The organism is Cutibacterium porci (assembly GCF_009696315.1).
Lineage (GTDB): Bacteria > Actinomycetota > Actinomycetes > Propionibacteriales > Propionibacteriaceae > Cutibacterium > Cutibacterium porci.
This window is the reverse complement of sequence record NZ_VUMG01000001.1, coordinates 774,279-799,328: the sequence shown is the minus strand read 5'-3', so window position 1 is coordinate 799,328 and position 25,050 is coordinate 774,279. Positions and strand designations below refer to the sequence as shown.

22 protein-coding genes and 1 pseudogene are annotated in these 25,050 nt (G+C 59.7%); 8 read left to right on the top strand and 15 right to left on the bottom strand.

Annotation, left to right across the window (positions count from 1 at the left end):
• Positions 1-10: 10 nt before the first annotated feature.
• From FYJ43_RS03495 to FYJ43_RS03475, 5 genes are all read right to left on the bottom strand, one after another.
• On the bottom strand, positions 11-1,615 hold the full coding sequence (locus FYJ43_RS03495; RefSeq protein WP_326833315.1) for an MFS transporter: 1,605 nt from the start codon (positions 1,613-1,615) through the stop codon (positions 11-13).
• A gap of 166 nt (positions 1,616-1,781) precedes the next feature.
• Entirely contained in the window at positions 1,782-2,219 is a 438-nt protein-coding gene (trxA, locus tag FYJ43_RS03490) for a thioredoxin (protein WP_154561923.1), read from the bottom strand.
• A 50-nt stretch (positions 2,220-2,269) separates the two neighbouring features.
• Positions 2,270-3,346 (bottom strand): hypothetical protein, encoded by a 1,077-nt coding sequence (locus tag FYJ43_RS03485; RefSeq protein WP_154561921.1) that lies wholly within the window; start codon positions 3,344-3,346, stop codon positions 2,270-2,272.
• A 20-nt stretch (positions 3,347-3,366) separates the two neighbouring features.
• Positions 3,367-4,089 carry a metal-dependent transcriptional regulator gene (locus FYJ43_RS03480; RefSeq protein WP_326833314.1) on the bottom strand — a complete coding sequence of 241 codons (723 nt, stop codon included), beginning with the start codon at positions 4,087-4,089 and terminating at the stop codon, positions 3,367-3,369.
• Between the two features lie 125 nt (positions 4,090-4,214).
• A complete protein-coding gene (locus tag FYJ43_RS03475) occupies positions 4,215-5,345 on the bottom strand; it encodes an N-acetylglucosamine-6-phosphate deacetylase (protein ID WP_154561919.1) in 1,131 nt (376 codons plus the stop codon).
• A gap of 47 nt (positions 5,346-5,392) precedes the next feature.
• Here FYJ43_RS03475 and serC point away from each other — a divergent pair, with 47 nt between their 5' ends.
• Positions 5,393-6,556: a phosphoserine transaminase gene (gene serC / locus FYJ43_RS03470; RefSeq protein WP_326833275.1), complete on the top strand. Its 1,164-nt coding sequence runs from the start codon at positions 5,393-5,395 to the stop codon at positions 6,554-6,556.
• On the opposite strand, the gene FYJ43_RS03465 is transcribed toward serC, so the two are convergent.
• Positions 6,553-7,392, bottom strand: coding sequence for a hypothetical protein (locus tag FYJ43_RS03465; protein ID WP_154562242.1), 840 nt, complete (start codon positions 7,390-7,392; stop codon positions 6,553-6,555). The two genes, serC and FYJ43_RS03465, sit on opposite strands and share 4 nt — an antisense overlap.
• A 309-nt stretch (positions 7,393-7,701) precedes the next feature.
• Here FYJ43_RS03465 and FYJ43_RS03460 point away from each other — a divergent pair, with 309 nt between their 5' ends.
• On the top strand, positions 7,702-8,412 hold the full coding sequence (locus FYJ43_RS03460; RefSeq protein WP_154561917.1) for a hypothetical protein: 711 nt from the start codon (positions 7,702-7,704) through the stop codon (positions 8,410-8,412).
• On the opposite strand, the gene FYJ43_RS03455 is transcribed toward FYJ43_RS03460, so the two are convergent.
• On the bottom strand, positions 8,387-9,898 hold the full coding sequence (locus FYJ43_RS03455) for an NCS2 family permease (RefSeq protein ID WP_326833274.1): 1,512 nt from the start codon (positions 9,896-9,898) through the stop codon (positions 8,387-8,389). The two genes, FYJ43_RS03460 and FYJ43_RS03455, sit on opposite strands and share 26 nt — an antisense overlap.
• A 15-nt stretch (positions 9,899-9,913) precedes the next feature.
• Between FYJ43_RS03455 and FYJ43_RS03450 the strand changes: the two are divergent.
• Positions 9,914-10,178 (top strand): annotated as a pseudogene (locus tag FYJ43_RS03450) (DUF2530 domain-containing protein).
• A gap of 28 nt (positions 10,179-10,206) precedes the next feature.
• On the opposite strand, the gene FYJ43_RS03445 reads toward FYJ43_RS03450, so the two are convergent.
• The 3 genes from FYJ43_RS03445 to nagB form a co-directional block, all read right to left on the bottom strand.
• Positions 10,207-11,007, bottom strand: coding sequence for a DUF3027 domain-containing protein (locus tag FYJ43_RS03445; protein WP_154561915.1), 801 nt, complete (start codon positions 11,005-11,007; stop codon positions 10,207-10,209).
• Positions 11,007-11,390 (bottom strand): cold-shock protein, encoded by a 384-nt coding sequence (locus FYJ43_RS03440; protein WP_195839870.1) that lies wholly within the window; start codon positions 11,388-11,390, stop codon positions 11,007-11,009. The genes FYJ43_RS03445 and FYJ43_RS03440 overlap by 1 nt, the downstream gene beginning before the upstream one ends.
• A 128-nt stretch (positions 11,391-11,518) precedes the next feature.
• Entirely contained in the window at positions 11,519-12,304 is a 786-nt protein-coding gene (nagB, locus tag FYJ43_RS03435) for a glucosamine-6-phosphate deaminase (RefSeq protein ID WP_154561911.1), read from the bottom strand.
• A 162-nt stretch (positions 12,305-12,466) separates the two neighbouring features.
• On the opposite strand from nagB, the gene FYJ43_RS12460 reads away from it, so the two are divergent.
• The 4 genes from FYJ43_RS12460 (at position 12,467) to FYJ43_RS03415 (ending at position 18,166) form a co-directional block, all read left to right on the top strand.
• Positions 12,467-13,222 (top strand): hypothetical protein, encoded by a 756-nt coding sequence (locus FYJ43_RS12460; protein ID WP_326833272.1) that lies wholly within the window; start codon positions 12,467-12,469, stop codon positions 13,220-13,222.
• Complete coding sequence (locus FYJ43_RS03425) at positions 13,219-15,348, top strand: helicase-associated domain-containing protein (protein WP_154561909.1); 2,130 nt, start codon at positions 13,219-13,221, stop codon at positions 15,346-15,348. Before FYJ43_RS12460 ends, FYJ43_RS03425 begins: the two co-directional genes overlap by 4 nt.
• Before the next feature lie 121 nt (positions 15,349-15,469).
• Complete coding sequence (locus FYJ43_RS03420) at positions 15,470-17,128, top strand: DNA repair helicase XPB (RefSeq protein WP_154562234.1); 1,659 nt, start codon at positions 15,470-15,472, stop codon at positions 17,126-17,128.
• 210 nt (positions 17,129-17,338) lie between these two features.
• Positions 17,339-18,166, top strand: a complete 828-nt coding sequence (locus tag FYJ43_RS03415) for a serine hydrolase (RefSeq protein WP_326833271.1) — start codon at positions 17,339-17,341, stop codon at positions 18,164-18,166.
• Positions 18,167-18,179: 13 nt separating this feature from the next.
• Here the strand turns inward: FYJ43_RS03415 and FYJ43_RS03410 are convergent, their stop codons facing one another.
• From FYJ43_RS03410 to iolG, 3 genes are all read right to left on the bottom strand, one after another.
• A complete protein-coding gene (locus FYJ43_RS03410; RefSeq protein WP_154561907.1) occupies positions 18,180-18,866 on the bottom strand; it encodes a copper homeostasis protein CutC in 687 nt (228 codons plus the stop codon).
• A gap of 4 nt (positions 18,867-18,870) precedes the next feature.
• Positions 18,871-19,662, bottom strand: a complete 792-nt coding sequence (locus FYJ43_RS03405; protein WP_154562230.1) for a CPBP family intramembrane glutamic endopeptidase — start codon at positions 19,660-19,662, stop codon at positions 18,871-18,873.
• A gap of 212 nt (positions 19,663-19,874) precedes the next feature.
• Positions 19,875-20,861: an inositol 2-dehydrogenase gene (iolG, locus tag FYJ43_RS03400; RefSeq protein WP_154561905.1), complete on the bottom strand. Its 987-nt coding sequence runs from the start codon at positions 20,859-20,861 to the stop codon at positions 19,875-19,877.
• 198 nt (positions 20,862-21,059) lie between these two features.
• On the opposite strand from iolG, the gene FYJ43_RS03395 reads away from it, so the two are divergent.
• Positions 21,060-21,923: a TIM barrel protein gene (locus FYJ43_RS03395; RefSeq protein WP_154561903.1), complete on the top strand. Its 864-nt coding sequence runs from the start codon at positions 21,060-21,062 to the stop codon at positions 21,921-21,923.
• A 149-nt stretch (positions 21,924-22,072) separates the two neighbouring features.
• Here the strand turns inward: FYJ43_RS03395 and FYJ43_RS03390 are convergent, their stop codons facing one another.
• The gene (locus FYJ43_RS03390; protein WP_154561901.1) at positions 22,073-23,203 is read right to left on the bottom strand and encodes a zinc-binding dehydrogenase; all 1,131 of its coding nucleotides are present in this window, start codon (positions 23,201-23,203) and stop codon (positions 22,073-22,075) included.
• A 214-nt stretch (positions 23,204-23,417) separates the two neighbouring features.
• Positions 23,418-25,025: an MFS transporter gene (locus FYJ43_RS03385; RefSeq protein ID WP_154562228.1), complete on the bottom strand. Its 1,608-nt coding sequence runs from the start codon at positions 25,023-25,025 to the stop codon at positions 23,418-23,420.
• Positions 25,026-25,050 lie beyond the last annotated feature (25 nt).

Below are 25,050 nucleotides of genomic sequence, written 5' to 3'. Positions count from 1 at the left end.
CGAGCCGGCCTCAGGCATAGCGTCGCTTCATCTCGACCTCGATCTCTTCTAGCGAGCGTCCCTTCGTCTCGGGCATGACCTTAACGAGTATCACGGCAATCACGAGGTTTACCAGGCCGTACGTCAGGTACGTTCCTGCACCACCAAGCCCCGCGAGCATGGCCGGAAATGTCCACGTAATCGTCGCATTAGCCAGCCACCCGCAAAACACTGCGGCACCGTTCATCGCCCCGCGCATTCGTGTCGGAAACATCTCACCTAGCATCGTCCACACCACTGTGCCGTTAGTGGATTGCACGATGAGCATGAAGATGCTCATGAGGACGAGCACGAGGATCGGCGCCCACTTCGGGACCCCCTTACCTGCGTGAGGAGCAATCACCAACCCGAACGTGGCTGCAATACCGAGAAGGCACACTCCGACCGCGGTGACGTCGAAAATGAGCAGGTGGCGGCGGTCGAACCGTTCGATGAGCCACAAGCCTGCTGCGGCACCAATCACGGACATAACGCCATTGGCCACCTGAGCGATAATTGACGCCTGGGTGCTCATTCCCGCAAACTCCAGCACCTTCGGTGCGTAGTACATGACGGTATTGACGCCAGTGGTCTGGTTCACCGCCGCCAGGAAGACCCCAACCAGCAGCAGGCGACGCGCCCATCGCGACTCCAGCACGACGGCCCATTGCTGACGATGAGTCAGCCTGCCACCCTCGCCATTGAGTTCAACCATCTCAGTGACCTCATCGACGATGGGCTCGTCAACCCCCTCGACACGCACCTGCTTAAGACATGCGATAGCTTCCGTGAGCTGGCCGTGGCTCAGATGCCAGCGAGCCGACTCGGGCATCCTCCTCATACCGATCCACAGCGCGATAGCGGGCAGCGTGCACACTACGAGCATCCATCGCCATGCTCCACCAGATCCTGCAGACACCGACAGCTGAGTGAGGAAGGCGTGGAATGCCTCGTCGTTCATCTGCCCGCCGTGGGAGATCGTCATGGCCTGCAACGTGTCCCAGGTATACGTCCCCGGCGCCAGCCGCCCGGATGGATCGGCCGTCACCGTCAGCGTCGGGCCACCGTGAGCCGCTGAAATGGCAGCGTTGACGGAAAAGGCGAGTAGCTGACCGAAAACGATCATGAACTGGTCGAGTGCGACGATCCGACCCCGCATCCGTTTCGGCGAGGTCTCTGACAAATAGACTGGCACTGTCGCTGAGGCCGCTCCCACGGCGAATCCGAGTACCAGACGGAATGGGTACATCACCCACACGCTGGGAGCGACGGCAGTCCCCAGCGCTCCCACGATGAAGAGGACAGCCAGGGTCAGGAGATTATGACGACGACCCCAGCGATCGCTCATCATGCCGCCGATAAGGCCACCGAACGCGGCACCCAGGGTGAGCGTGCCACCGATGGCACCCTCATGGCCCACTGTCAAAGCCAGCCCACCGGCGCCATGGGGTAGATACATGAAGGGCAGCGCACCAGAAATGACTCCGGTATCGTAGCCAAAGAGCAGTGAGCCCAGAGTAGCGACGGCGGCAACCACCCCTATCCGGCGCTTCGGACCGGCCGGCTGCGTCGTCTCGACGAGCTCAGCCACCTCAATTGATGTCACGGATAACTCCTAGGAACAGCTTGTCGGCCTACGCACCTCTGCGCTCAGCCCCACGCCCCGCCCTATCGACTGTCGTTAGATATGACGAAAGACGGGCCGACGGCAGGACGTTACCATCCTGCCGTCGGCCCGCAGATTTGCGGTTCACATTGCTACATCAGCTCTGAGCCTGAGCCTCAGCCTGCTTCTTGAGATCCTCGACATCGATCGCCTTAACCTTCTCGATCAGCTCATCGAGCTGACGACCCTGTAACAGGCCAGACTGACGGAATACCAGGTATCCAGCGCGGAAGGCCATAATCGTCGGGATGGACGTGATCTCCAAACCGGCAGACAGTTCCTGCTGGTCCTCGGTATCGACCTTGGCGAAGGTCACGTCGGTATGACGCCCGCTAGCGTCGTCATAGATCGGCGAGAACCGCTGGCACGGCCCACACCAGGACGCCCAAAAGTCGATCAGAACAACATCGTTAGAATCGATGGTCGAGGAAAAATTGTCCTTGGTCAATGCGACGGTAGCCACGTTATACCTCCCGGTAATTGCTTGGGTTCGGTCGACCGCAACGCCGTGGCGCCTCGGCCCATATGCCGTCAAACAGCACCAAGGACCGAACTATTCCCGATGCTCCGACACGTGACGAAATCTCAGGCTGCTCTCAATTCGGCGATAGCGGTGGCACCCAGATCTCGAAGCAGATGGCCAGCTCTCATCGGACGCGCGGCGATCACCGATACCAACCGAGATAGCCCCGGAAGTGCCTCGTCGCAGACATCGACGTCATAGCCGGGGGCCTCCTCGAGCATCGGGTTAGAACCATCAGCCCATTGCTCGTTGAGCTTGTTCCACGTCGTCACCCAGGCGTTCCCGATCTCGCTGCCCGACGGCACCCCAAAGAAGTGACCCACCGGGGCATGATGCCGCAAAGCCACCAAACCAGACTCTTGGAATATCCGAGCCAGACGCACCCGAGCGTCTAAAGCTCTGCGTTCTTCCCTCGTTCCAGACAAAACCCATTGGCACGGATCGGGGCAGGTGATACCCACGTCGGGACGCTCCCCCGCGTCAACAGTGGCATGGTTCATCGCGCACACCCCGAGGGCCTCTCCCAGCCGGGAGTGAAACTTGTCAAGATACGAGGTATACCCCTCCTCGTCTCCCAGAGCGGCGTGCAGGCTGCGTCGCGCCGTGGCATTCATCGCAGATGTGTGGGCACACCCTTGGCCATCGCCACCCCACTTCTCGCCAACCTTGTCAGGCAGGGTAAGAGGGTCCCCGCCGTCGCCTAGCGTCGACTGCCACGCTAGCTGCGGCAAGTATTCTCCCAGGATGTGACATGCTACGACGACTTGCTGAGGCTCCTCACGATGCATCCGGATGTCGAGGACCTCAAGCATGAGCTCGTATAGCGGAACGAGGTTACCAAGCGCTCCTCTGGCGACAGACCGCGGCTGGTGCGGAAACCCGGCATCAACGAGGCGCGATCGCAAATCGGCAGGCAGGACGTCACCGATTTCTTCGAAATCTTCGGCGTCCAACGTCAATACTCGGCGAGCGACCGCCGTCACGGCAGCGGCCTGCACGAGGTGCGGATTCTCGGACTCAGATGCGCGCGCCATCCTCAACATGGAATCGGCGGTGTCGTACCAGCCTGACTCGCATAAAATGGCAATCTGATCCAGGTCCAGAGGCTCACTGGGCCGCAATGTTTGAAGCACACCCATAGTGGCGTCGTCACCGCGGCTCAGGAGTTCCGGGCAACAAACAGACCCGAAAGGATCTCCGGATCGACAACGACCGAGCCGTCGGCTCCGGTCAATCGGATGCCGTCGGCGTCGTCGTCGACCTCGATGCTCTTACCCGGCAATAGCCCGGCAGCGTAGACGTCGGCAAGATTTCCTTCGGTAGCTTGGAAAAACTCCGACAACCTCATGATGGTCACACGGACCGGACACCCAGCCTCAGCAATAACCTCGTCCAGAGGCTTGGAGTCGTCGCGAAAACGGGCGGAATCGTCTGGACGACACCCGGTCCGTTCCGGCGGCAACGGGCAGCCATATGGGGACACATCAGGGTTCTTGAGGAGTTCTGTGAGTCGCTTCTCGACCTCGCCGGAGATGACGTGTTCCCACCGGCAGGCTTCGTCATGCACCAAATCGGGACGCAGCCCAATGACCTCGGTAAGCAGACACTCGGCCAAACGATGCTTGCGCATGACGGTCTGAGCTACGTCGTGACCTTGCTGGGTCAACGAGATCGAGCGATTGGACTCGACCACGACAAGGCCGTCACGCTCCATGCGGGCAACCGTTTGGGAGACCGTCGGGCCGGACTGGTGCAGCCGCTCAACGATACGAGCCCGACGCAATTCGACGCCCTCTTCGAGTAGCTCATAGAAGGTCCGCAGATACATCTCCGTCGTGTCGACGAGCTCACTACTCACGGTGCACCTCTTCCTCGCCCTCACAGCCAAGGGGCGACACTAGCCGCCTGCCCACTGGGCAAGCTAACCTCCCAACAATCCCTTAGGCGCCATGACTCACGCCCGAGCGACCTGCCTAGAGCTTAGTGCTCAATCACCCGCGCCGACTCTCAGACCGCTTCACCACGACGAATGACACGCACCAGATGACCTTTCGCGTCAGTCAGACACAAATCAGCCCAGCGGCCCTCCTCGATGACGCCAACCGCGTCCAAACCGTGCAGTTTGGCGGGTGTGGTGGCCGCCATCACGGCAGCCTGCCCCAACGGGATACCCACGACAGACGTGACGAACTCGACCGCTCGACCCATCGTGAGAGTCGATCCCGCGATCGCTCCCAGCGAACCATCAGCAGCCACCAAGCGGGCTTTTCCGTCAAGAACCTTTACCGGCAAGCTACCCAGGATGTAGTCGCCGTCGGGTTGTCCAGTCGCGCTCATAGCATCGGTCACGAGAGCAATGCGCTGTGGGCCGGCAGTAGACATCGCCATCCGAATGACGTCTGGGGCCAGATGGACGCCGTCGCAAATGAGTTCACAGACCACCCGCGTATCAGTGAGCATCGGTGGCACTGGACCGGGCTGGCGATGATGAATGGATGGCATCGCGTTGAATAGATGGGTGACGACGTCTGCCCCAGCGTTGACTGCAGCGCTAGCCGTAACATTGTCGCACTCGGTATGACCAATGGCAGCGTGAACTCCCGCGCGGCTAAAGGTAGCCACCGCCTCTAAGCCATGGGCACGTTCCGGCGCAATTGTCACCATCTTCAGAGCGGATCCGCCAGCCTCGATGAGACGGTCCACGGACACCGGATCTGGATCACACAGCAGCTCAACAGCGTGAGCACCTTTGCGCGACTCAGCCAGGAACGGACCCTCCAGGTGAATACCGGCAACCTCATCACTATCGACGAGCCGGCGAAGTCGCCCAATCTGCGTGACGACGTCGTCAATCGCTGCGGTCACCGTCGACGCGAACAAAGTCGTCGATCCCTGGCTGCGGTGATAGCGGACCGCCCGCAACGCGGCCTCGTGGTCGGGATCGGTGAAGTCAGCTCCGGCACCACCATGGCAGTGAGTATCGACGTATCCGGGCAAAATCCATTCGTCGACGAGTTCAGCCTCTGGATCAATACCCTCGCTGATTGTCCTAATGCGTCCAGCCTCAACAGTGATCGTCGCTGGTGAATCATTGCCATCACGGTCGACGACGTGGTGAGAAGCAATGCGGGTGATCATCTATGCCTCCTAGCCCGGTTTCCCTCATCCTGCCACACGATCACAGCGTGAACTGTGCCGTTGTGCACTCCATGATCTGGGAGTATCGGGGTATGGCTGAGCCAAAAATCCCCCGTGACCTTTTGCCCGCTGACCCCCGATTCGGGAGTGGGCCGTCTCGAATCCGCCGGGACGTGGTAGCCAGCCTCGCCGAACCAGGATCAGTGATGGGCACCTCTCACCGCCAGCCACCGGTCCGTCATGTCGTCGCGGCGATTCGCGAAGAGTTGAGGGAGCTGTATGACCTGCCCGCCGGTTATGAGGTAGCACTCGGCAATGGTGGGGCCACCTTGTTCTGGGATATGGCAACCGTCTGTCTCGTCGAAAAACGAGCTGCCACTGGCGTTTACGGCGAGTTCACGCGAAAATTCTCCTCGGCCCTGCAGCGCGCCCCCTTCCTCGCCGACCCCGCCGTATTTCACGCCGAACCTGGCAAACTCCGCCTGCCCCAGGCCGTCAGCGGGGTCGATACCTATGCATGGGCCCACAACGAAACGTCTACCGGCGTCGTCGCCCCCATCCGACGACCTGACGACACCGACGACGATTCTCTCGTCCTCATTGACGCCACTTCGGCCGCCGGCGGCATCGCAGCAGATGTCTCAACCACCGACGCCTACTACTTTTCGCCGCAGAAAAATCTGTCCTCGGATGGTGGATTATGGCTTGCGATTCTGTCACCTGCAGCGATCGAACGCTCGAATAAAATGACGTCCTCGGCTCGTTGGGTGCCTCAGATGCTGGACCTCAGCCTTGCCGTGACGAACTCTCGAGCCGATCAGACCCTCAATACTCCGGCTTTGGCGACCCTCATCATGTTAGAGGCGCAGTGCCGTTGGCTCCTCGACCAAGGCGGCATGGCGTGGGCAGCATTGCGTACCGCGTCGACGTCGGGAACCCTCTATCGCTGGGCCGAAGACAACCCCCTGACGACCCCGTTCGTCACCGATCCGGCGCTACGTAGCCCGGTGGTCGTGACCATCGACATCGACGAGTCCGTCGACGCCGCACAGCTGTGCGCTCGTGCTCGAGCCAACGGCATCCTCGACATTGAGCCGTATCGCAAACTGGGTCGCAATCAGATCCGAGTCGCAACCTTCAGCTCGATTGAACCGAGCGACGTTGAAGCGTTGTCAGCATGTCTGGACTGGCTGCTTGAACACCACGACTAGCGGTGACGCCAGGTGGTATCCCGGGAGCGGCCGTAGAAAAAAGTGACGACGCCGGCGCACACCGCAATGGCGACAGCCCCGACCACCGCGGTGAGGGTGCCTGACCGCGCCTTTGACGTCGGTGTGCCCTTGGCCTGAGAGGCCGCCGAGATAGATTTTGCGGAATGTGACGGGGACGGCGTGATCGACGTCAACGTGGTCGGGAATGCGATCCCCTTCACCTTGTTCCCTGAGGTCGCAATCTGCAGAGTTTTTTGAGTGGTGTCCGTCGTGATGGCTTGGCCACCAGAGAAGGCGGCATTGGCGACCGTCTTCCAGGAATAAGCGTCAACAACACGCACTTCACGGTCGGTAAGGATGGCCATTCGTGACCCGTCCGGCAGAAATGTGGCGTCTTTGACTCCAGCTGGCGCGTCAGCGACCTTTTCTAGTGGATTCGATTCAGTGCGACTCACCTGTGGGCCGCCCCGGTAAATCGCAGGATGTGGACCATCGGTAATGATGTAAAAAGTCCCCTTGGGACTGACGGACAACGCTTTGGCATCGTGAGCGCCGTCTGGATAGGTGAACATCCACTCGTAATACGTCGATTGCTTCGCTGTTGTTGAGGTCGGGGATATCACCCGAATCCCGCGACGCTGGGCTTTCTTGTCGCCAATGTCTGCAACGTACAGCGCCCCATTAGCCCACGACATCGCCTCGACATCATGAAAGGCCGGCTCCCATGCCACCCGGTGAACCTCTTTTCCTGAGGTGTCAAGAGCAAGTAGCGAGTGGACCGTCGATGAGGAACCATCGGTTATCCAATACCAGTCATGAGAAAGGTCAGCAGCCATACCAACGGGATTCCCGAGCTTTTTACCTGTGGCGATGGTGAGGTCAGCAGCTGCTGCCGGGCCGACCGACAATCCCCAAGCGCATCCGAGTGCCAGCAATGCGCTCGCAGCTTGGGATGCGCGGCGTCGAGTCCGGGATCGGTGGGTCACAATGTCACATCCTGCCATGCCGGATCGACCAATCACAGCAGGGATCCCACCACGACGAGAAGTACGAGGATGATGAGAACCCCGCTAATGATGTGTTGCCTGGAGCGTGGATTCATGGACGACACCTTATGCCGACCCGCAGTCTTATACCCTGTCACTATGGGTGGGTTGAGACTCAACGCCATCGCGATCGACGAAGTTCGCGACATTTTCGAGGCCGACGAGGGCCTCGCCATGAAACTACGTAGGTGGACGGAAGCTCGGTTCAACGTGCCTGTTCACCATCATCGTCGGGCACGGTGGCATAGCCCGTTCCACCCGCTCTACAGGCCTAACGTTGAAGGCCCGATGCTACCAACCGGCTGGCCAACCCCCAACGACGTCGAAGACCTCGTCCGCGGACGCTCTATCGAAACCGAGCGGTTGACGCGATGCTGGCGGCTTGTCAATCACTGGCTCACCCATATGTCATGGGGATGGACGGAGATCCCCATGACGGTGGCACGCTTCGAAGAGCTCGATCGTGATCTCGCATCCGCCGGGCTACCCAGCGCCTACTCGCTTCAACGGCTCATGGCCAGGGACCCCCAGATTCCGCTGCGGCCAGCACCCGGAATGCAAATCGGTTATGCAGGGACCGGACAAATATTGGCCACGCGGGTTGAACTGTCGAAGGTCATCGGAGCAATACCGTCTACACGACGAGGTGAAGCGAGCGCCGTGCTCACCTTCCTCAACTCATATCCGGGCTGGAATCAGCTGGCCGTCGACCTGGGCCGCCCGGCGCCAAACCTCTTCGTAGCCTGGCAGCCGGACACCCTCGAATGCACCCATTCCGCTGGTCTCAGAGCTGGCCAAACAGCTTCATAAGAAGGGACTGGCTGAAGTACACCACAAAGAGCAGAGCAACAACCCACAGCAGGGGATGCACGCTGCGAGCCTTACCAGAAATGGCCTTGGCGATGCAGAACATGATGAGGCCAGCACCAATACCGGTCGTAATCGAGTAGGCGAAAGGCATGAGTACCATGCCCAGAAAAGCTGGTAGACCTTCCTCTGCGTGCTTCCAGTCAATGTGCGTGACCTGAGCCATCATAAGGAATCCGACAAAAACGAGCACCGGAGCGGCTGCCTCAGACGGGATGATGGACACGATCGGAGACAGGAACATCGCGAGCAAGAAGCCCAGCCCGGTGACGATGGAGGCGATACCGGTACGGGCCCCCTCCCCTACACCAGCGGCCGACTCGACGTACCCGGTTGCCGACGACGCTGAGCCAAGACCGCCGGCTACTGCAGCCAAGGCGTCGACGACGAGGATTCCCTTGAGATGCTCAGGGTTACCGGTCTCGTCAAGGATGCCGGCTTGGTCACCGATCGCGACAACCGTCCCCATGGTGTCGAAGAAATCAGCGAGCATCAGGGAAAACACCACGAGCAGGGTGCCCAAGAAGACTCCAATACGGAAATGACCGTCGACAAGAAACCCGCCAACAAGGTCAACATGACCGAGTAGCCCCAGGTCGGGCCAGCGGAAATCTGAGGCTGCGGGTAGCCGGGGGACGTTAAGGGCCCAGCCGGTCGGATTCTTGTCGCTCTGGGCACCGATGTTTCCTATGGCCTCAATGATCACTCCGACAAGTGAGGTACCGATGATTGCTATGAGCATGGACCCTTTAACGTGACGCTGATGCAACACCACCAGCAGCAGAAAACCGAATAGGCACAGAAAGATGGGCCAACCCACTAAGCTGCCACCAACTCCCAAAGTGACGGGGGTACCCGAACCGGGGCGAATAACACCAGAATCGACGAACCCGACAAACGCGATGAACAGGCCTATTCCTACGCTGATCGCCGCCCGCAAAGAATCGGGCACAGCTCGGAAGATCATCTCCCGGACCCCTGTAAGAACGAACACCAAAATGAGGACGCCCTCCCAGACGACCAAGCCCATAGCCTGAGACCACGTCATCGTCGGAGCGACAACGTAGGCAAGCAGAGAGTTAATACCTAGGCCTGTCGCGATACCCATCGGGAATCGTCCCCAAATGCCCATCGCAATCGTCATAATGGCAGCCACAAAGGCTGTCACCGCCATTACCATGATTTTGTTGTCATCAATGCCGACGGTATTAAGGGTGGTCCCGGCAGCATCAAGGAATTTCGGAGCGCCGTTGAGGAGCTTGCCATTTTTATCGGCAGCGGTGCCGATAATGAGGGGATTGAGGGCCAGGATGTAGGCCATCGTGAAGAAGGTGACGATGCCGCCACGAACTTCACGAGATCTCGTCGAGCCCCGTTCTGTCAGATGAAACCAATGATCGAGTCTTGCTGATGCGGTATTGCTAGGCACGCAGGCATTCTAGAGATAACGTGTCACGGCTTGCGGGGGGCATTACGATAGAGCCGTGTCCAACCGTCATCTGCTTACTCAGGCGAACGTCGCTCCAATAGACGAAAACGGCGTGACGGTCGGCATCGTGGGCACCATCGCCTTCGCCGTGGCATCGCTTATCTGCTGGATGATGCTCGACCGCCTCACTGTGTCTGGTTACCGCGACTGGCTATGGATCTGCCTCACGGGTACCGGCCTAGGAATTACCGGCACAGCATACTGTTGGCGACGTTCCTGAGCTCTCTGGCAGGACGGCGAGAGAGGGCTCAGTCAAACAGCGACTCGTCAATCGAGATTGTGTCGAAAACCGGCTCGGGGAGTTCAATTCCCCGCCGCTTCTCAACGACATCAGAGTGACCTCCGCAACCGTGATCAACGTGGACCACCGAGCCGTCAGAGGGAGAGTACTCGTTCGAGCACACCCCAAAAACTCGCCCCAGCGAATGCTCAAGGCGCACGAAGTACCCGCACGTCACGCAACTGGCCGGCGCATGACGACTCGTCGCATTGTCTGGGCCACCCTCACCGGCGAGCCAGCGCTCAGCGGTGGAGTCACGGCCCTCTCGCGACAGCAGCCGCTCACGCCCCAGCCCTAACTCAGAGGCGACGGCACGAGTGGCAGCCCATTCGGCTGGATCCTCATCTGGGGCTAATTCACCGCCGGTGTATCCAGGCTCCAGACGTGGGTCATTGTCGGCAGTCGGCATGAGGGTGCCAGCAGCGATGTCACCCGCCCGCACCCGGTCACGCCACGGCACCCATTCAGGGGCCAGCAGGGAATCCTCGCCAGGGATGAGGACAACCTCATTGACGGTGACGTTACGGCCACGCAGAGCACGCGACATCGTCACAGCCCAACGCCACCCTCGATAACCGGGATGCGGACACTCGAAGAGGTGAGTAAGGACACGCTCGCTCTCGGTGATGGTCCCGACGTGCTCACCCACACCGAAATCACCAGCGCGGTGTTCGGCAGCTTCCCGCGCCTGGTCCACAGCTTTCGCGATGGTCGCATCAGCCTTGATAGCTCGGGTCGCCGTGCGCGACTTCGACGTCACCGGTGTCATTACAGCTCCAACTCGTCAGCGACTGCGCGCAGCATCTTGGCCACCGCGACGGACGTGCGCGGATCAGGATAGCGCCCGTGCCGGTAACCATTACCCATCTTGTCGAGCATCTTGATGAGGTCTTCGCAGATCACTGCCATCTCTTGCGGCTTCTTGCGACTAGCCTTGGACAGCGAGGCAGGAGTCTCGACGATCTGCAGGGACAGGGCCTGCTCTCCTCGACGACCCTCAACAACCCCGAAGTCAACCTTCTGACCGGGCTTCAGGGTATTCACCCCTGCGGGTAAGGCGGAAGCGTTGACGTACACGTCGCCGCCACCGTCCTTCGTCAGGAAACCGAACCCCTTGGTGGCATCGTAGAAACGCACCCTTCCGGTTGGCATCTCTGGCTCACTCCTTCCGGTCATGACGGCCAATGGACCGCCATACAAGGTTACAAGCCTTGACGACGGTCCACCACTCACTTTCGATCATCACCCCGAGGACACTCATCGGTCCGGGGCGTCAGATCTCACATCGCTCCGGAAAGCTCGCCTCGCTGAGAATCGGTCCACCGGAAATACTCAGCCATAGTGAGCTTCGCTCCGGCAGCCTCGTCAGCGATAACCAACACGTGCGGGTGGAATTGCAGCACCGATGCCGGGCACATCGCTGAAACCGGCCCTTCAACAGCCTTAGCTAGCGCATCAGCCTTGTTGGCCCCGATCGCTAGTAGCACAACATTGCGGGCAGCCATGATCGTGCCAAGCCCTTGGGTGACGCAGTGGCTCGGCACCGTTTCGCCCGCCTCAAAGAACCGGGCGTTATCGGCCTTAGTGCGCTCCGCGAGAGTCTTGACGCGGGTGCGCGACGACAGCGAGCTAGTGGGCTCGTTGAAACCGATATGACCATTAGCCCCAATGCCAAGAATCTGAACGTCAATCCCGTGAGCTTCCTGGATGGCCGCCTCATAGGCAGCACAGGCGGAGTCAAGGTCATCGGCCATGCCGTCGGGGGTGTGGACGTTTGCTGGATCGAGTCCAAGCTGCTCAGTGACGGTGTGACGGATCGTGGCCGCGTAAGAGCGCTCATCGTCTGCGGGGAGCCCCACATATTCGTCGAGTGCGAATGCGCGCAGCCCCGTGAAATCAGCCTTACCCTCCGCCGCGAGAGCGGCCAGGCTGGCGTACGTCGTCAGCGGCGTCGATCCAGTCGCCACCCCCAACACCGGATTCTTTTCCCGGCCTAGCACCTTCGCAATCCGGTTGGCGGCGATCCGCCCGACGGCCTGCTCATCGGAGCAGATGATGACCTCCATGTCGAACCCTCCTTGACGGGACCACGGGTAACGTCCTCGACGTGCCTGATTGAGACTAGGGCTACGTGAGTGCTTATGAGCGATCACACTCACCAGCCATGAGCGTTGGCCCGGCCAAGGTGAGCGTGCCGCATCGTCGGACCCACCCCCTACCATGGAGTTATGGCACGCAGCATCACCGCACCCGTCGACGTCGTCGGATCACGGCCTGCCCCGCGCGCCTTCCAGGCACCTCGGATCGAACCATTGGAGACGCCGACCCAACCCGCCAATCCCGCTGCCGGAAAGCCCGTTACCGCCCCACGCGAATATCAGGGGGGCGATCGCCGTCCGCTCGCAGAGCTGCTGCCACGTCGGCGCAGTTGCCGTCAGCCTCTGGACCCGTTCTCCACGCAGGCCGGGCTGACAGGACCACGCATCGAGCACCGCGATCCGCATGAACCGATCCGCACCAGTCGACTAGCTCGTGGGTATTCCACTTGGTCGGCGCCGACTGAGACGCCGGTGTCAACGACACCACCGCCCCGCATCTCGTCACCCAAAATGCTTACCCGCCTCGATCCGCGGCCCCCTGCGAAAGCCGGTAGCCGATCCTTCCTCGACCTGTGTCGAGGGTTGGGGTGGCCATGGATCGTCATCCTCGCGGTGGGATCCGTGTGGACTCCGTTATCCATACCGGCCCTCGTCATCGCATGGTGGCTGGCATGGCGTCACCCCTTTGCGGCAGGACACCTCACCAAAGCTCTCACTGCCGTGACGGTAGCCGTCATTATTGGCGGAGCGATCACATCACCGGTACGCACCGTGCTGGAGCAATGTGCGTGGATGTCTCGGCTCGGTTGCCTCATCATGCTTGGCCTAGGGTTCCTCCTCATTGACCGTCAGCTCACACCTCAAGATCCGAGGCCCTCCCGATGAGCGCGGCCGAGGAGCCGACGACCCTTGCCTCCACTATCCGAAATCTCGATAAGCAGAGTTTGTCCCGGCTATTAGCCCTGCGCCCCGACCTAGCCAACCCCGCCCCCAGAGATTTGGCTGAGGTGTCGTCGCGCGCAAGCACCCATGCGTCCATCAATGCTGCCATCTCCAGTCTGGATCGTTGGCGATTGAGTCTGCTAACCTCATTAGCTGCATTGGGGGACCTCAGCCTTACTGAATTAGCCGAAGCATTGTGTCGAGGCTGGCTTACCTCTCCAGAAGACATCCAGGCTGACGTCGCCGCCGGAATCTCAGATCTCCTCGATATGGCCCTCGTCTTAGAGGACTCCGGACAGCTACACGTCATCCAGATCGTCACCACTCATCTGTCTCAATACCCTGCGGGGCTTGCTCCAGCATCCGTCATGCCTATGAATCCTGACGAGGTCACCGAGAAACTAGCAGCAGCTGGTTCCAAGGCCCGCTCGGTGCTCGAGCGTCTGGTGTGGTCCCCCACGGGTCATGTCCCCAATGCTCGTCGCGCAGTTACCCCCGAAACAGCCACCACCCCCGTCGAAACCGCTCTGGCCTATCGCCTCTTGCGTCCCCTCGACGACGACACCGTTATATTGCCCCGCGAAGTGGCTCTGGTGCTGCGAGAGAACCGCCTCTTTACCGAACAACCACGCCCCACTCCGCCACCATGGCCCGAGCCGAGTCAGGTCACGTTGGTGAACCGGGCCGGGCTGGGCACCGCTCTTGAAGCTGTCAGCGCAATGTCTGCTCTCTTGGAAGGGGTGGAACGCCACAACTGTGCTCTGCTAGCCAACGGTGGCATCGCCAAACGGGACGCACGCATCGTGCTATCCCGGGTCGCACCCGAGGGTGACGGTTGGGTTTACCTGGCTCTGGCTGCCGCAGGAGGCCTCATTGGCGCTGACGGGCGCAGCTGGCTTCCGACACCGTTGGCCGACCGTTGGCGTACTGACTCGCTATGGGGGCAATGGGTGAGCCTGCGACATGCGTGGCGGCATATTCCGCAGATGCCCGGCAGCCTCGATAACACTCTCGACGCGTCAGCACCGGCAACTGCTCAAGCATGGCGTCGACTAGTGCATCAGGAGCTGCGCACCGCCGAGCCAGGCACCCCCATTACGGCAACGGCCGTCGCGGATCGGATCCGGTGGCGTCAGCCTGGCACAACCGTCGACGACGCCTTAGTGGAGGCCGTCCTCGACGAGTGCCGGGTGCTCGGGATGGTCGCACTCGACGCGCGCACCGATCTCGTTGACGCACGCACCCGTGCAGACATGCCAGAACGCACTGACGACGTCATCTTGCAATCTGACCTCACCGCGATTGCCCCTGGCCCGCTAACCCCCGATACCGCCGCCGATCTGGCTCTGCTGGCCGATCGAGAATCTACTGGTATCGCCGGAGTACGGCGGTTCAACCGCGCAAGCCTGCGCCGTGCTCTCGACGCCGGATGGACCGGTGAGCGAGTGCGCCAATGGTGGACTGAACACTCCCTTGGTGATGTTCCACAGAGCCTTCTCGTGCTCCTCGACGACGTTGTACGCGACCACGGTCGGGTGTCAGTAGCGGCTGCCGGGGCGCTCTTGGAGGACGACGATCCAGCCGCCGTCGAAGCAATTTTGCGAAGCTCGCTGGCCAACGATGTCGGTCTTCGTCGCATCGGCCCCCAAGTACTCGTAGCCCAGGCAGAACCCGACCAAGTGCTGGCTGGGCTGCGCGAGTTGGGGATGTCACCGGTAGCCCGCGACGCTCACGGTGACGTGTTCTCGACTCCTCCGCCGCCACGAGCAAAGGCAGAGGCACCGGCATCCTCGGCTCCCCACTCTAACCCCGATGAATTAGCTGCGTGCCTGCTGGACAATCGGGGACGCGGATTCTCCGATCGACGACAACTCATCGCCCAATTACACCAAGCCCACCACGATGGCTCGTGGATGCACATCGAACGAGTCATTGACGACGGCACGACGGTGCGTCAAACCGTACGGATCATGGCGGTAGCCGCCGGAGCAGTGCGCTGCGTTATTCGAGGCGGGGGCGGGGTAGCCATCGTTCCCGTTTCTCGAATCACTTCTTGCCAGCCCGCCTGAGGCAGTCGACGTCGCATATATCCCTGCCTTCTGTATGGTCGATTGCCGCAGCGCTTCGGACGACGACACCGACGCACCCCGCTCGGGAACAAACACACGCTGCAGGACGATACTTGTCATGATGACTTCTGAACCCGGCCCACTCATCGTCCAGTCCGACCACACTCTTCTACTGGAGGTAGATCACTCCTTAGCAGATGAGTGTCGTCACGCTATAGCTCCGTTCGCGGAATTGGAGCGTGCCCCCGAGCACATCCACACCTATCGGCTTACCCCGTTAGGGCTATGGAACGCCATGGCCGCCGGCCACGACGCTGAGCAGGTTGTTGACATTCTCATGAAGTATTCACGCTACCCGGTAGCCTCTGGCCTGCTGATCGACGTTACCGAGACGATGTCACGGTATGGCCGGTTGCGCATTGAAAAGCACCCCAGCCACGGACTCGTGCTGGTATCGACTGACCGGGCTGTGCTCACCGAAGTGTTGCGCTCGAAGTCGGTACGCGGACTTGTTGGCGACCAGATCGACGATGAAACGGCAGTAGTTCATCCGTCACAGCGCGGCACACTGAAACAGGCTCTGTTGAAGCTCGGCTGGCCCGCAGAGGACCTCGCCGGGTACGTCGATGGTGAGCACCACGACATCGACCTCAACGAGGATGGGTGGGATCTGCGGCCGTATCAACGCGTGGCCGCAGAGTCATTCTGGGACGGCGGATCGGGAGTTGTTGTACTGCCGTGCGGTGCTGGCAAGACGATTGTCGGAGCCACCGCGATGAGCCTCGCCCGCTGCACCACTCTGATCCTCGTCACCAACACGGTCTCGGCTCGGCAGTGGAAAGAGGAGCTTGTTCGCCGCACCTCACTCACCCCTGACGAGATCGGAGAGTATTCCGGGTCGCGCAAACAGGTGCGCCCAGTAACAATCGCCACGTATCAGGTCATCACGACCAAACGTCACGGCGTGCATCCACATCTAGAGCTCTTCGAGGCCCGTGACTGGGGTTTGGTCATCTATGACGAGGTTCACTTGCTGCCAGCCCCGGTCTTCCGCATGACGGCTGACTTGCAGGCACGCCGTCGTCTCGGCTTGACGGCTACCCTGGTGCGCGAGGACGGGCATGAGGACGATGTATTTACCCTCATTGGGCCCAAGCGCTACGACGCCCCGTGGAAGGAAATCGAGGCCCAGGGGTGGATCGCGCCTGCTGACTGCGTCGAGGTGCGGGTGAGTTTGTCTGAATCCGATCGAATGGCCTGCGCCATGGCCGAACCCGATGTCCGTTACCGGATGGCCGCGACCCTTCCGATTAAAAATCGGGTTGTCAGAGACCTCGTCGAGCGTCACCGCGGCCAGCCCACTCTCATCATCGGCCAGTACGTCGATCAGCTGGAAGAATTGGCCGAGGAGTTATCGTGCCCGATTATCACCGGCTCAACGACACCCGCCCGGCGTCAAGAGATCTACCAGAATTTCCGCGACGGTGAGATTGATCTGCTCGTGGTCTCTAAAGTCGCTAATTTCTCTATTGACTTACCGAGTGCTGAAGTCGCTATCCAGGTCTCTGGAGCATTTGGATCACGCCAAGAAGAGGCTCAACGTTTGGGCCGTCTACTGCGCCCCAAGGACGGCCTGGTCGCGCGTTTTTATGCGGTCGTCTCTCGCGATACTGTTGACGCCGATTTTGCTAGCCATCGTCAGCGGTTCCTCGCCGAACAGGGATACTCATATCGCATTATTGATGCAGACGATCTGGACGCATTGGACCGAGCGACGTGACAATAAGGTTGAATAGTCCACGTATAGGAGGACATGGTTTTGTCTGCGAAAGCGATCATCTCCAGACGTACGGCACTCGGGGGTTTGATTGTCGCTACCGGAGCTGCCATCGGGATGCCCGTAGTGCGAGCAGCCAATAGGACAAAGACTTCTGCACCACGCAAACCCGCCCCGACTAAGGTCGCGAGCCCTGCGGCTCCAGGACCATACGTGCCATTTCCTTACCACAGTGAACTGACGAAATACCTCAAAACGCGTAGCGGAGAGCAGTCTGTGGCGATGAGGGTGCATGGGCAGCGTAATATCCACGTTCTCAACCACGGAGCTACCACCTACATCACAGCGTCCATCATCAAATTGGCGATTATGGAAACTGTCATGATCCAAGCTGCCGGTAAGAAACGTCAGCTCACTGAGGAGGAAAAAGACCTTCTCGTCCCCATGATCGAGAACTCGAGCAATGACGCCGCAACTGCGTTGTGGAGAAAGGTTGGCAAAGCTGACGGTGTTCGCACTGCAATGCGTCGGATGGGAGCCACCCATACGACTTTCGATCCTCAGAACCGTTGGGGCCTGACGTCAACGACTGCCGCCGATCAAGTCGTACTTGCTGACCACATCTTCTGCCCCAACACCATCATTCCCGCGTCCATGCGTGCGTACGCTCGCAAACTCATGTCCAACGTCGAAGACGATCAAGACTGGGGCATGACAGCGGGCATGGCAACTCCCTTCGTCAAGAATGGGTGGCTGCCGCGCGACGACGGTTGGCATGTGAATTCAGTAGCCTCCACCGGGGTCAACGGCTACACCGCTGTCGGTCTCGCCCATTCCTCCACGGCGTCCATGGATGACCTCGTCGAAACCATCGAGGGAATGGCACGCATCATTGCCCGCCATCAGCGACACAATGTCACGGCTTCTTCTTCATCGGCCCGCAGACAGACCGACGCACCGGCCAGCCAGACGGTGAGCGATCATGGGCATATTCCGGTACGGGCACCGGGCACCCGGGATGTGTGGATCCAAGGGTTCTGACGCGAACCTGGCATTACCTGGTCAAACGGTCGAGGAGTTCTCGCCACGACCTCACCAGATCAGCATCAACCCACGCCTTCCATGACCCCTGAGGCCGAGCAGGGCTGCCAATATGAAAAGCCCTCACGCCAGCCTGGTATAGCCACGGAACGTGCTCGGCTCGCAATCCGCCCCCAGCCATGATGAGTGCTGCTACTCGAGGATCGGCATTGGCCCGCTCAATGAGGTCGTCAATACCATGCTCTACACCTCGTGGCGATCCGGCCGTCAGCACTTGGTCGAGCCCGGGTAACCCGAGCAATTGCACCCATGCTTTATCCGGCTCCAAACTGCTGTCAATGGCGCGGTGGAAGGTCCAGCGTGGGAAATCGTCCGTCAATTCGATAACAGTGTCGACGTCAACTCCGGTCGCCTCGTCGAGGAAACCGAGCACTGGCCCGTCAGCCCCTAAATCCCGGTAAATACTGGCCAGACGGAGGATCTCGTCGCGTCGACCGGGGTCGGCCCGAAACCCGCCGTCAAGACGCAGCATGGGTCGCACCGGAATATCAACGGCAGTAAGGACGCGCGCCAACAGTTCGGGGCTGGGTGCCAACCCGCCGTCGTCCATCGTACCGACCAGCTCGATGCGATCGGCACCTCCCTGAGCTGCCCGTTTGGCGTCGTTTTCGTGCAGACAGATGACCTCGAGCAATGCCATGGACCTAATTGTTGCGCCAGTCGCGCTGAATCGTCACGAGAAGAACGGCAATCAGCACGGCTAAGGCGATCGTATTAATGATGGATCCTTCCGCGCCGAAGGTTCCCCCGGTGAGCCAAGGACGCGAGCCAGTCGTGCCCGTGGTCGTCATGACGCTCTGGTCCAATTCCAGGCCCGAAACGTCGAATCCCAACACCATGCCCTGTAACCAATTCCAGACAGTGTGGAAACCCATCGCCGCGAGTAAATTGCCTCGCCAGATCACCAGCAGTCCCGACATAACACCGAATCCTGCGATGTTGACCAGGGCCACCCATGTCGTTCCGGGATTCGCACCATGCAACGCAGCGAAGACGACAGCTTGTATGGCCACTCCGGCAGGAATCCCCCATCTTGCCGCCAGCGACTGCATGAGGTAGCCGCGCAGCACAGCTTCTTCGGCACATCCTTGCACGACAAACAGCACGATCGCGGCAACGATGAGTCCCGCAGCCATGACGTTCGGGTGTGCCCACAACATCGTCACCTGGCCAGTAGCTGTCATGACGACAACATCAATCACAAGGATTGCGACCGCGATTGCCACCCCAACCCAGACGTCGCGGCCACGCCCGCGAAATCCAAGACAGCTCATGGGCCGCTGCTCGACGAAGCGCATCCATGCCCATAGCGTCAGCCAAACTCCAGCGAAGGACGCCAAGAGCAAGACCGTCGAAGTATGGGCATCTGGGTGACCGCCGAACAATGCGGTCAATACCACGCCGAATCCAGCTTGCCCCACCCCAAAGATGACCATTGCGGCTAATAACGACAGCAGTGGGTGGAGTGTTCCGGCTCCGGCAAGGAACTCATCAACAGGTCGCTTGCGAGCACCAGATGGCTTCGCAGATACACCGGACGCACCTGCACTAGACGGCACTTTCGCGGATTCAGCGCCCTCGGTAGGCGATTCTGAATCCGCGACGTGTTGATTGTCAGTGCTCACCTAGGTGATCGTACCGAGCGGCATTACACAGTGACGGCGCGATGCTCCTTGGCGCTGCGCGCTGCTGCCTCGGCCAGGACTAGGGCCTGGTAGCCGTCGCGCACTGACGGACAGACCGCGCCGCCAATGGTGATCGAGTCAAGGAATGCGTCCAACTCGATACGGTATGCATCCTCGTAACGCTCAAGGAAAAAGTCCATGACTGCGGTCTTCGCCTCAGTCTGGGTGCTGGTGGCTTTACGAACCGCAGTTGCCGTCAGGTTGTCGGCACTGAGCATGCCGTCGGCACCGAAGGCCTCAATGCGCTGGTCGTACCCAAAGGCGCAGGTCCGCGAGTTGATGATGGTAGCGAGCTTGCCGTCACGGGACTTCAACGTGACGATCACCTGATCGAAGTCTCCCTGTTCAGCAATCTCCGGAGAGACATTAGTGCCCACAGCATTGACCTCGGCGATGTCGCCGAGGAAGTTCCGCACCATGTCAAAGTCGTGGATCGTCATGTCCTTAAAGATGCCTCCAGAACCTGCAATGTACGACGCCGGCGGAGCTGCCGGGTCTCGAGACACCACAGTGAGTTGTTGCAGATCGCCAATCTCCCCATCGTCGAGGCGATCTTTCAAGGCACTGAACGTCGGATCAAAGCGACGGTTAAAGCCCATCATGACATGATCGGCGCGATCGCCGAGCTCGTCGATGCAGCGCTTGGCAGACTCGAGGTCGAGTGCAATCGGCTTCTCACACATCACTCGTTTTCCGCTGTTGACCGCCTTGAGTATGTGGTCAACGTGAAACTGAGTGGGAGATCCAATGACGACGGCGTCGACGGTAGCGTCGTCGAATACCTCATCAGGATCCAGGCAGTACTTCACGTGGTATTTCTCGGCGAGAGCACGCGCGTTCTGCTCGAATGGATCGCACACGAGCGTCAACGTGACGTCGTCACGGGCCCCGAGAGCTCGAGCGTGGACGTGCCCGATGCGTCCGGCTCCAATAATGGCGATATTGATCATGCTGTGAACCCCCGTGTTCGACAAAGCTGAGACCTCACCACTGACGGTAAGATTCTATTATGTTAGCACAATTAACACACGTGACACCGATACCACCCACCAAAAGCAGTTCTTGCTCCTTCATTTGACAGGACATATACTTCTAGAAGCGGCCTGACGCACAGAGGCTCAGGCCTCCGAGACATGAGGAGCACATCAATGAAGATTGCCGGAGCGCCCATCAGCTGGGGCGTCTGCGAGGTCCCGAACTGGGGTTACCAGATGACTCCAGAGCGCGTCCTCACCGAGATGAAACAAATCGGCCTTACCGCCACCGAGTTTGGCCCCCAAGGCTGGCTACCCATCGAGGCTGAGGCCCGCGCCACTGAAGTGAAAAAGTACGGCCTCAAACCCGTAGGAGCATTCTTCCTGGCCGTCATGCACGATCCGAATTTCGATCCGATCCCTATGGTGAACAAGGAGCTTGACGCCTTCGAAGCCGCTGGAGGCGACTACCTCATCCTCGCCACGGATTCTGGACGCGACGGATACGATAACCGCCCAGTCCTCGACGAGGCAGGCTGGAAGACGCTGTTCACCAACCTTGACCGCATCCGCGACGTCTGCGCCCACCGCAACGTCACCGCCTGTCTACATCCCCACTGGGGAACGATGGTCCAAAACCGTGACGAGGTGGTCCGGGTGCTCGAGGGCTCCTCGATTGGGCTGTGCCTCGATACAGGCCACCTGGCCTGTGGTGGCACGGACGTCGTCGAGCTAGTCAGCGAGTACGCCGACCGCGTCGACATCGTCCACGCCAAAGACGTTCATAAGGACATGACCGACAAGCTTCTACCTGGCGAGATCACCTGGTCAGAAGGCATCCGTGCCGGGATGTTCGCGCCTATCGGTGACGGAGACATCGACTTCGGCACCATCGTGAAACTCCTCGATGAGGCCGGCTTTGACGGCTACTACGTCCTAGAGCAAGACATCATGATCGACGAGGAACCACCCGCTGGCGGCGGCCCGATCATCAATGCGAAGAAGTCTTACCAAGCATTGGCATCGTTGGGACGGTAAGCCCTGAAACTCAGCGATAGGTGGCCCGTTCTCCATCGAGGACGGGCCACCTGACGCTGAGATGGGCCACCTGACACTGGCAAGCGATCACCACCGTTGTCAGCAACAGGCCCGGGACCGTCACTCGGTCCCGGGCCTACATCAGGTCCTCACAAGGACATGTCAATCACGCCACGACCAACCATCGAACCATCCCGAAGCATGGCATAACCGTCATTGACCTCATCGAGGCTAAAGACTTTGTGGACAACTCTGTTGACATCAATGACGCCGCGCGCAGCCATGGCGACGACTGCAGGCAAGTCCACTCGAGTGCGGGCACCATACGACCCCAGAATCGACTGGCCGCGCCGGACCGTCCTATTGATCTCCACGCCGGCGGTCTGTACTCCCGCCCCTAGCCCCACGGGAACCATGCGTCCGCCATCAGCTAGAACATCCAAAGCTGTTGTCCACGTGGCGGGAATACCTAACGCCTCGAAGGCGATCTCAACACCTCGTCCGCCCGTAATCTCGAGCACTCTCTGCCTGACGTCTTCCTGAGCAGAGTTGACGGTATGGGTGGCGCCAAGCTCCTTGGCTTCTGCCAGTTTCTCTTCCTTGACGTCAATAGCAATAATGGGATTGGCGCCCATCACACTGGCGAATTGCAAGATATTCGACCCCACTCCCCCTGTGGCGACGACTGCCACAGACTCGCCATACCTCAGGTCTGCGCCACGTCGAACCGCCCCATAGGCAGTCATAGCTGCGCACCCGAGAATGGCGGAATTGCGCGGATCAAGCCCATCAGGCAGCGGCACGACGGCAGTAGCTGGAACCACGCAGTACTGCGCGAGAGCACCCATCGAATACATAGCCACCGGATCGCCGCTTGGGGTAAACAACCGGGTTTGCCCGTCGTAGAGGGTCCCGTTTAGCCGGTTCATCTCGAAGAACGGCCCGCACAGGTCGTCACGTCCCCGACGACACGCGTCACACTCACCGCAAGGCATGAGGAATCCACCCGAGACGCGTTGTCCAATGCTGAGGCCGGAATGATCTAGGCCATCACCGAGTTCGACAATGACGCCGCTGACCTCATGCCCGAGGACGGCCGGGACCGGAAAGCTGATCGCCCCACCTAAGACATGTAGGTCCGAGTGACACAAGCCGCACGCGATGACTTTAAGAAGAACCTCGCCGTGACGTGGTTTGGGAACGTTGAGGGTTTCGATGACAAGCGGTTCACCGGGCTCCCGTAGCACGGCGGCACGCATAGTTGTTGGTAAGGAGGCCATAACCTTTCACCCCTTTGTCCGTACATTAAATGTCATTACATCACAAGCCCACATGTTGCGCAAGACCCAACCGCACCACAGTGCGAAATCCCCACCACTTATACATTGACGTTATTTCGCCGCCATAATCCGAGCAATCCCCCATCCTCAGGCGCGAAAGTGGGGTGCATGGCCAGAAAATCCATGCACCCCACTTAGCACGCTACAGGAAAACTCAGGAATAGCGCTCCTCCATGTACGTTTCAATTTGCTCAAGAGACTTGTTCCGAGTCTCCGGCATGATCTTGAAGAGAATCACAGCGATAACAATGTTCATGATGCCGTAAATGGTGTATGTGAGTCCGCCTCCCAGACCGGCCATCATGGACGGGAATGTAAAGGTTATGATGGCGTTTACCACCCACATGAAGAAGATAGCCGTTCCATTCATAATACCGCGAACATTCGATGGGAACATCTCGCCGAGCATCGTCCATACCACCGTCCCGTTGGTGGACTGCACAATGAGCATAAACACCGCCATGAGGCCGAGGATGAGATATGGTGCCCAGGCCGGTGGTGTGGTCTTGTCATTAATATGTGGAGCGATCGTGAATTGGAAAGTCGCCGCAATGACGAGCAGAGTGACACCTACGGCAGACACATCGAAAATGAGCAAACTGCGTCGGCTAAACTTGAGAATAAGCCACAGACCAGCAACGGAGCCGATGACGGACATAATGCCATTAGCCACTTGTGCAGTAATCGATGCCGAGGTCGTCATACCCGCGTATTCCAGTACCTTCGGCGCGTAATACATCACGGTGTTGACACCCGTCGTCTGATTGACGATGGCTAAGAAGATGCCCACCAGCATGAGTTTGCGCAGCCACGGTGTGCGCCACACGTGCGCAAAGGCATTGCCTTGATACTTATTTTCCAGCTCGCGTTGCTGGGAGATGAGCATCTCCTCGACCTCAGCATCCAGGGGGCCATCTTTCTTAGGATCGCGCACCCGTTTAAGCGCCCCAACGGCATCAGCAATCCGACCCTTTGCCAAGTACCAGCGCGCCGACTCCGGCATCAAGCGAATACCAATCCACAACGCAATAGCCGGAATTGAGCACAGCACCAACATCCAGCGCCACGCTGCACCGTTGCCAGACTGAATGACGAGATTATCCACAAATGCGCGGTACTGGTCTCCCTCCAAAGGGCCGCCCTTCGAAGCCTGTAAGGCCAGGATCTGATCCCATGAATAGGTGCCCTGCGTGATGCCAAGGCTGTCGGAGTTGTTGTTAGCCTTGACGACCAGCTGCGGACCACCATGGGCGGCGTTGATGATGGCGTTCATAGAGAACGCCAGGAGCTGACCGGTGACAATCATGAGCTGGTCGATAGCAACAATCGACCCTCTAATGCGTTTGGGCGCATTTTCGGCGAGATACACCGGAACAGTGGCTGATGCCGCGCCAACAGCAAACCCCAGCACAAAGCGAAACACGTACATCACAAAGACATTCGGGGAGAACGTCGTCCCCAAAGCCCCGAGCAGGAAAACCACCGCGAGGATCGTGATGTTGTGACGACGCCCCCACCGGTCCGACATAATGCCGCCGGTTACCGCGCCAATTGCGGCCCCGATAAGGAGCGTGCCGCCGATGGCACCCTCCTGCACTGGAGTTAGGGCGAGCCCACCAGCCAGTTGGGGCATATACAAATAGGGAAGCGCTCCAGAAATAACACCTGTGTCATATCCAAAAAGCAACGATCCCAGAGTTGCTACAGCAGCGAGAGCGCCAATGCCCCGATGCTTGCCGGACGGAGGAGTCTCATCGACCATCCGGCGAATGTCTTCTCTGATGTGT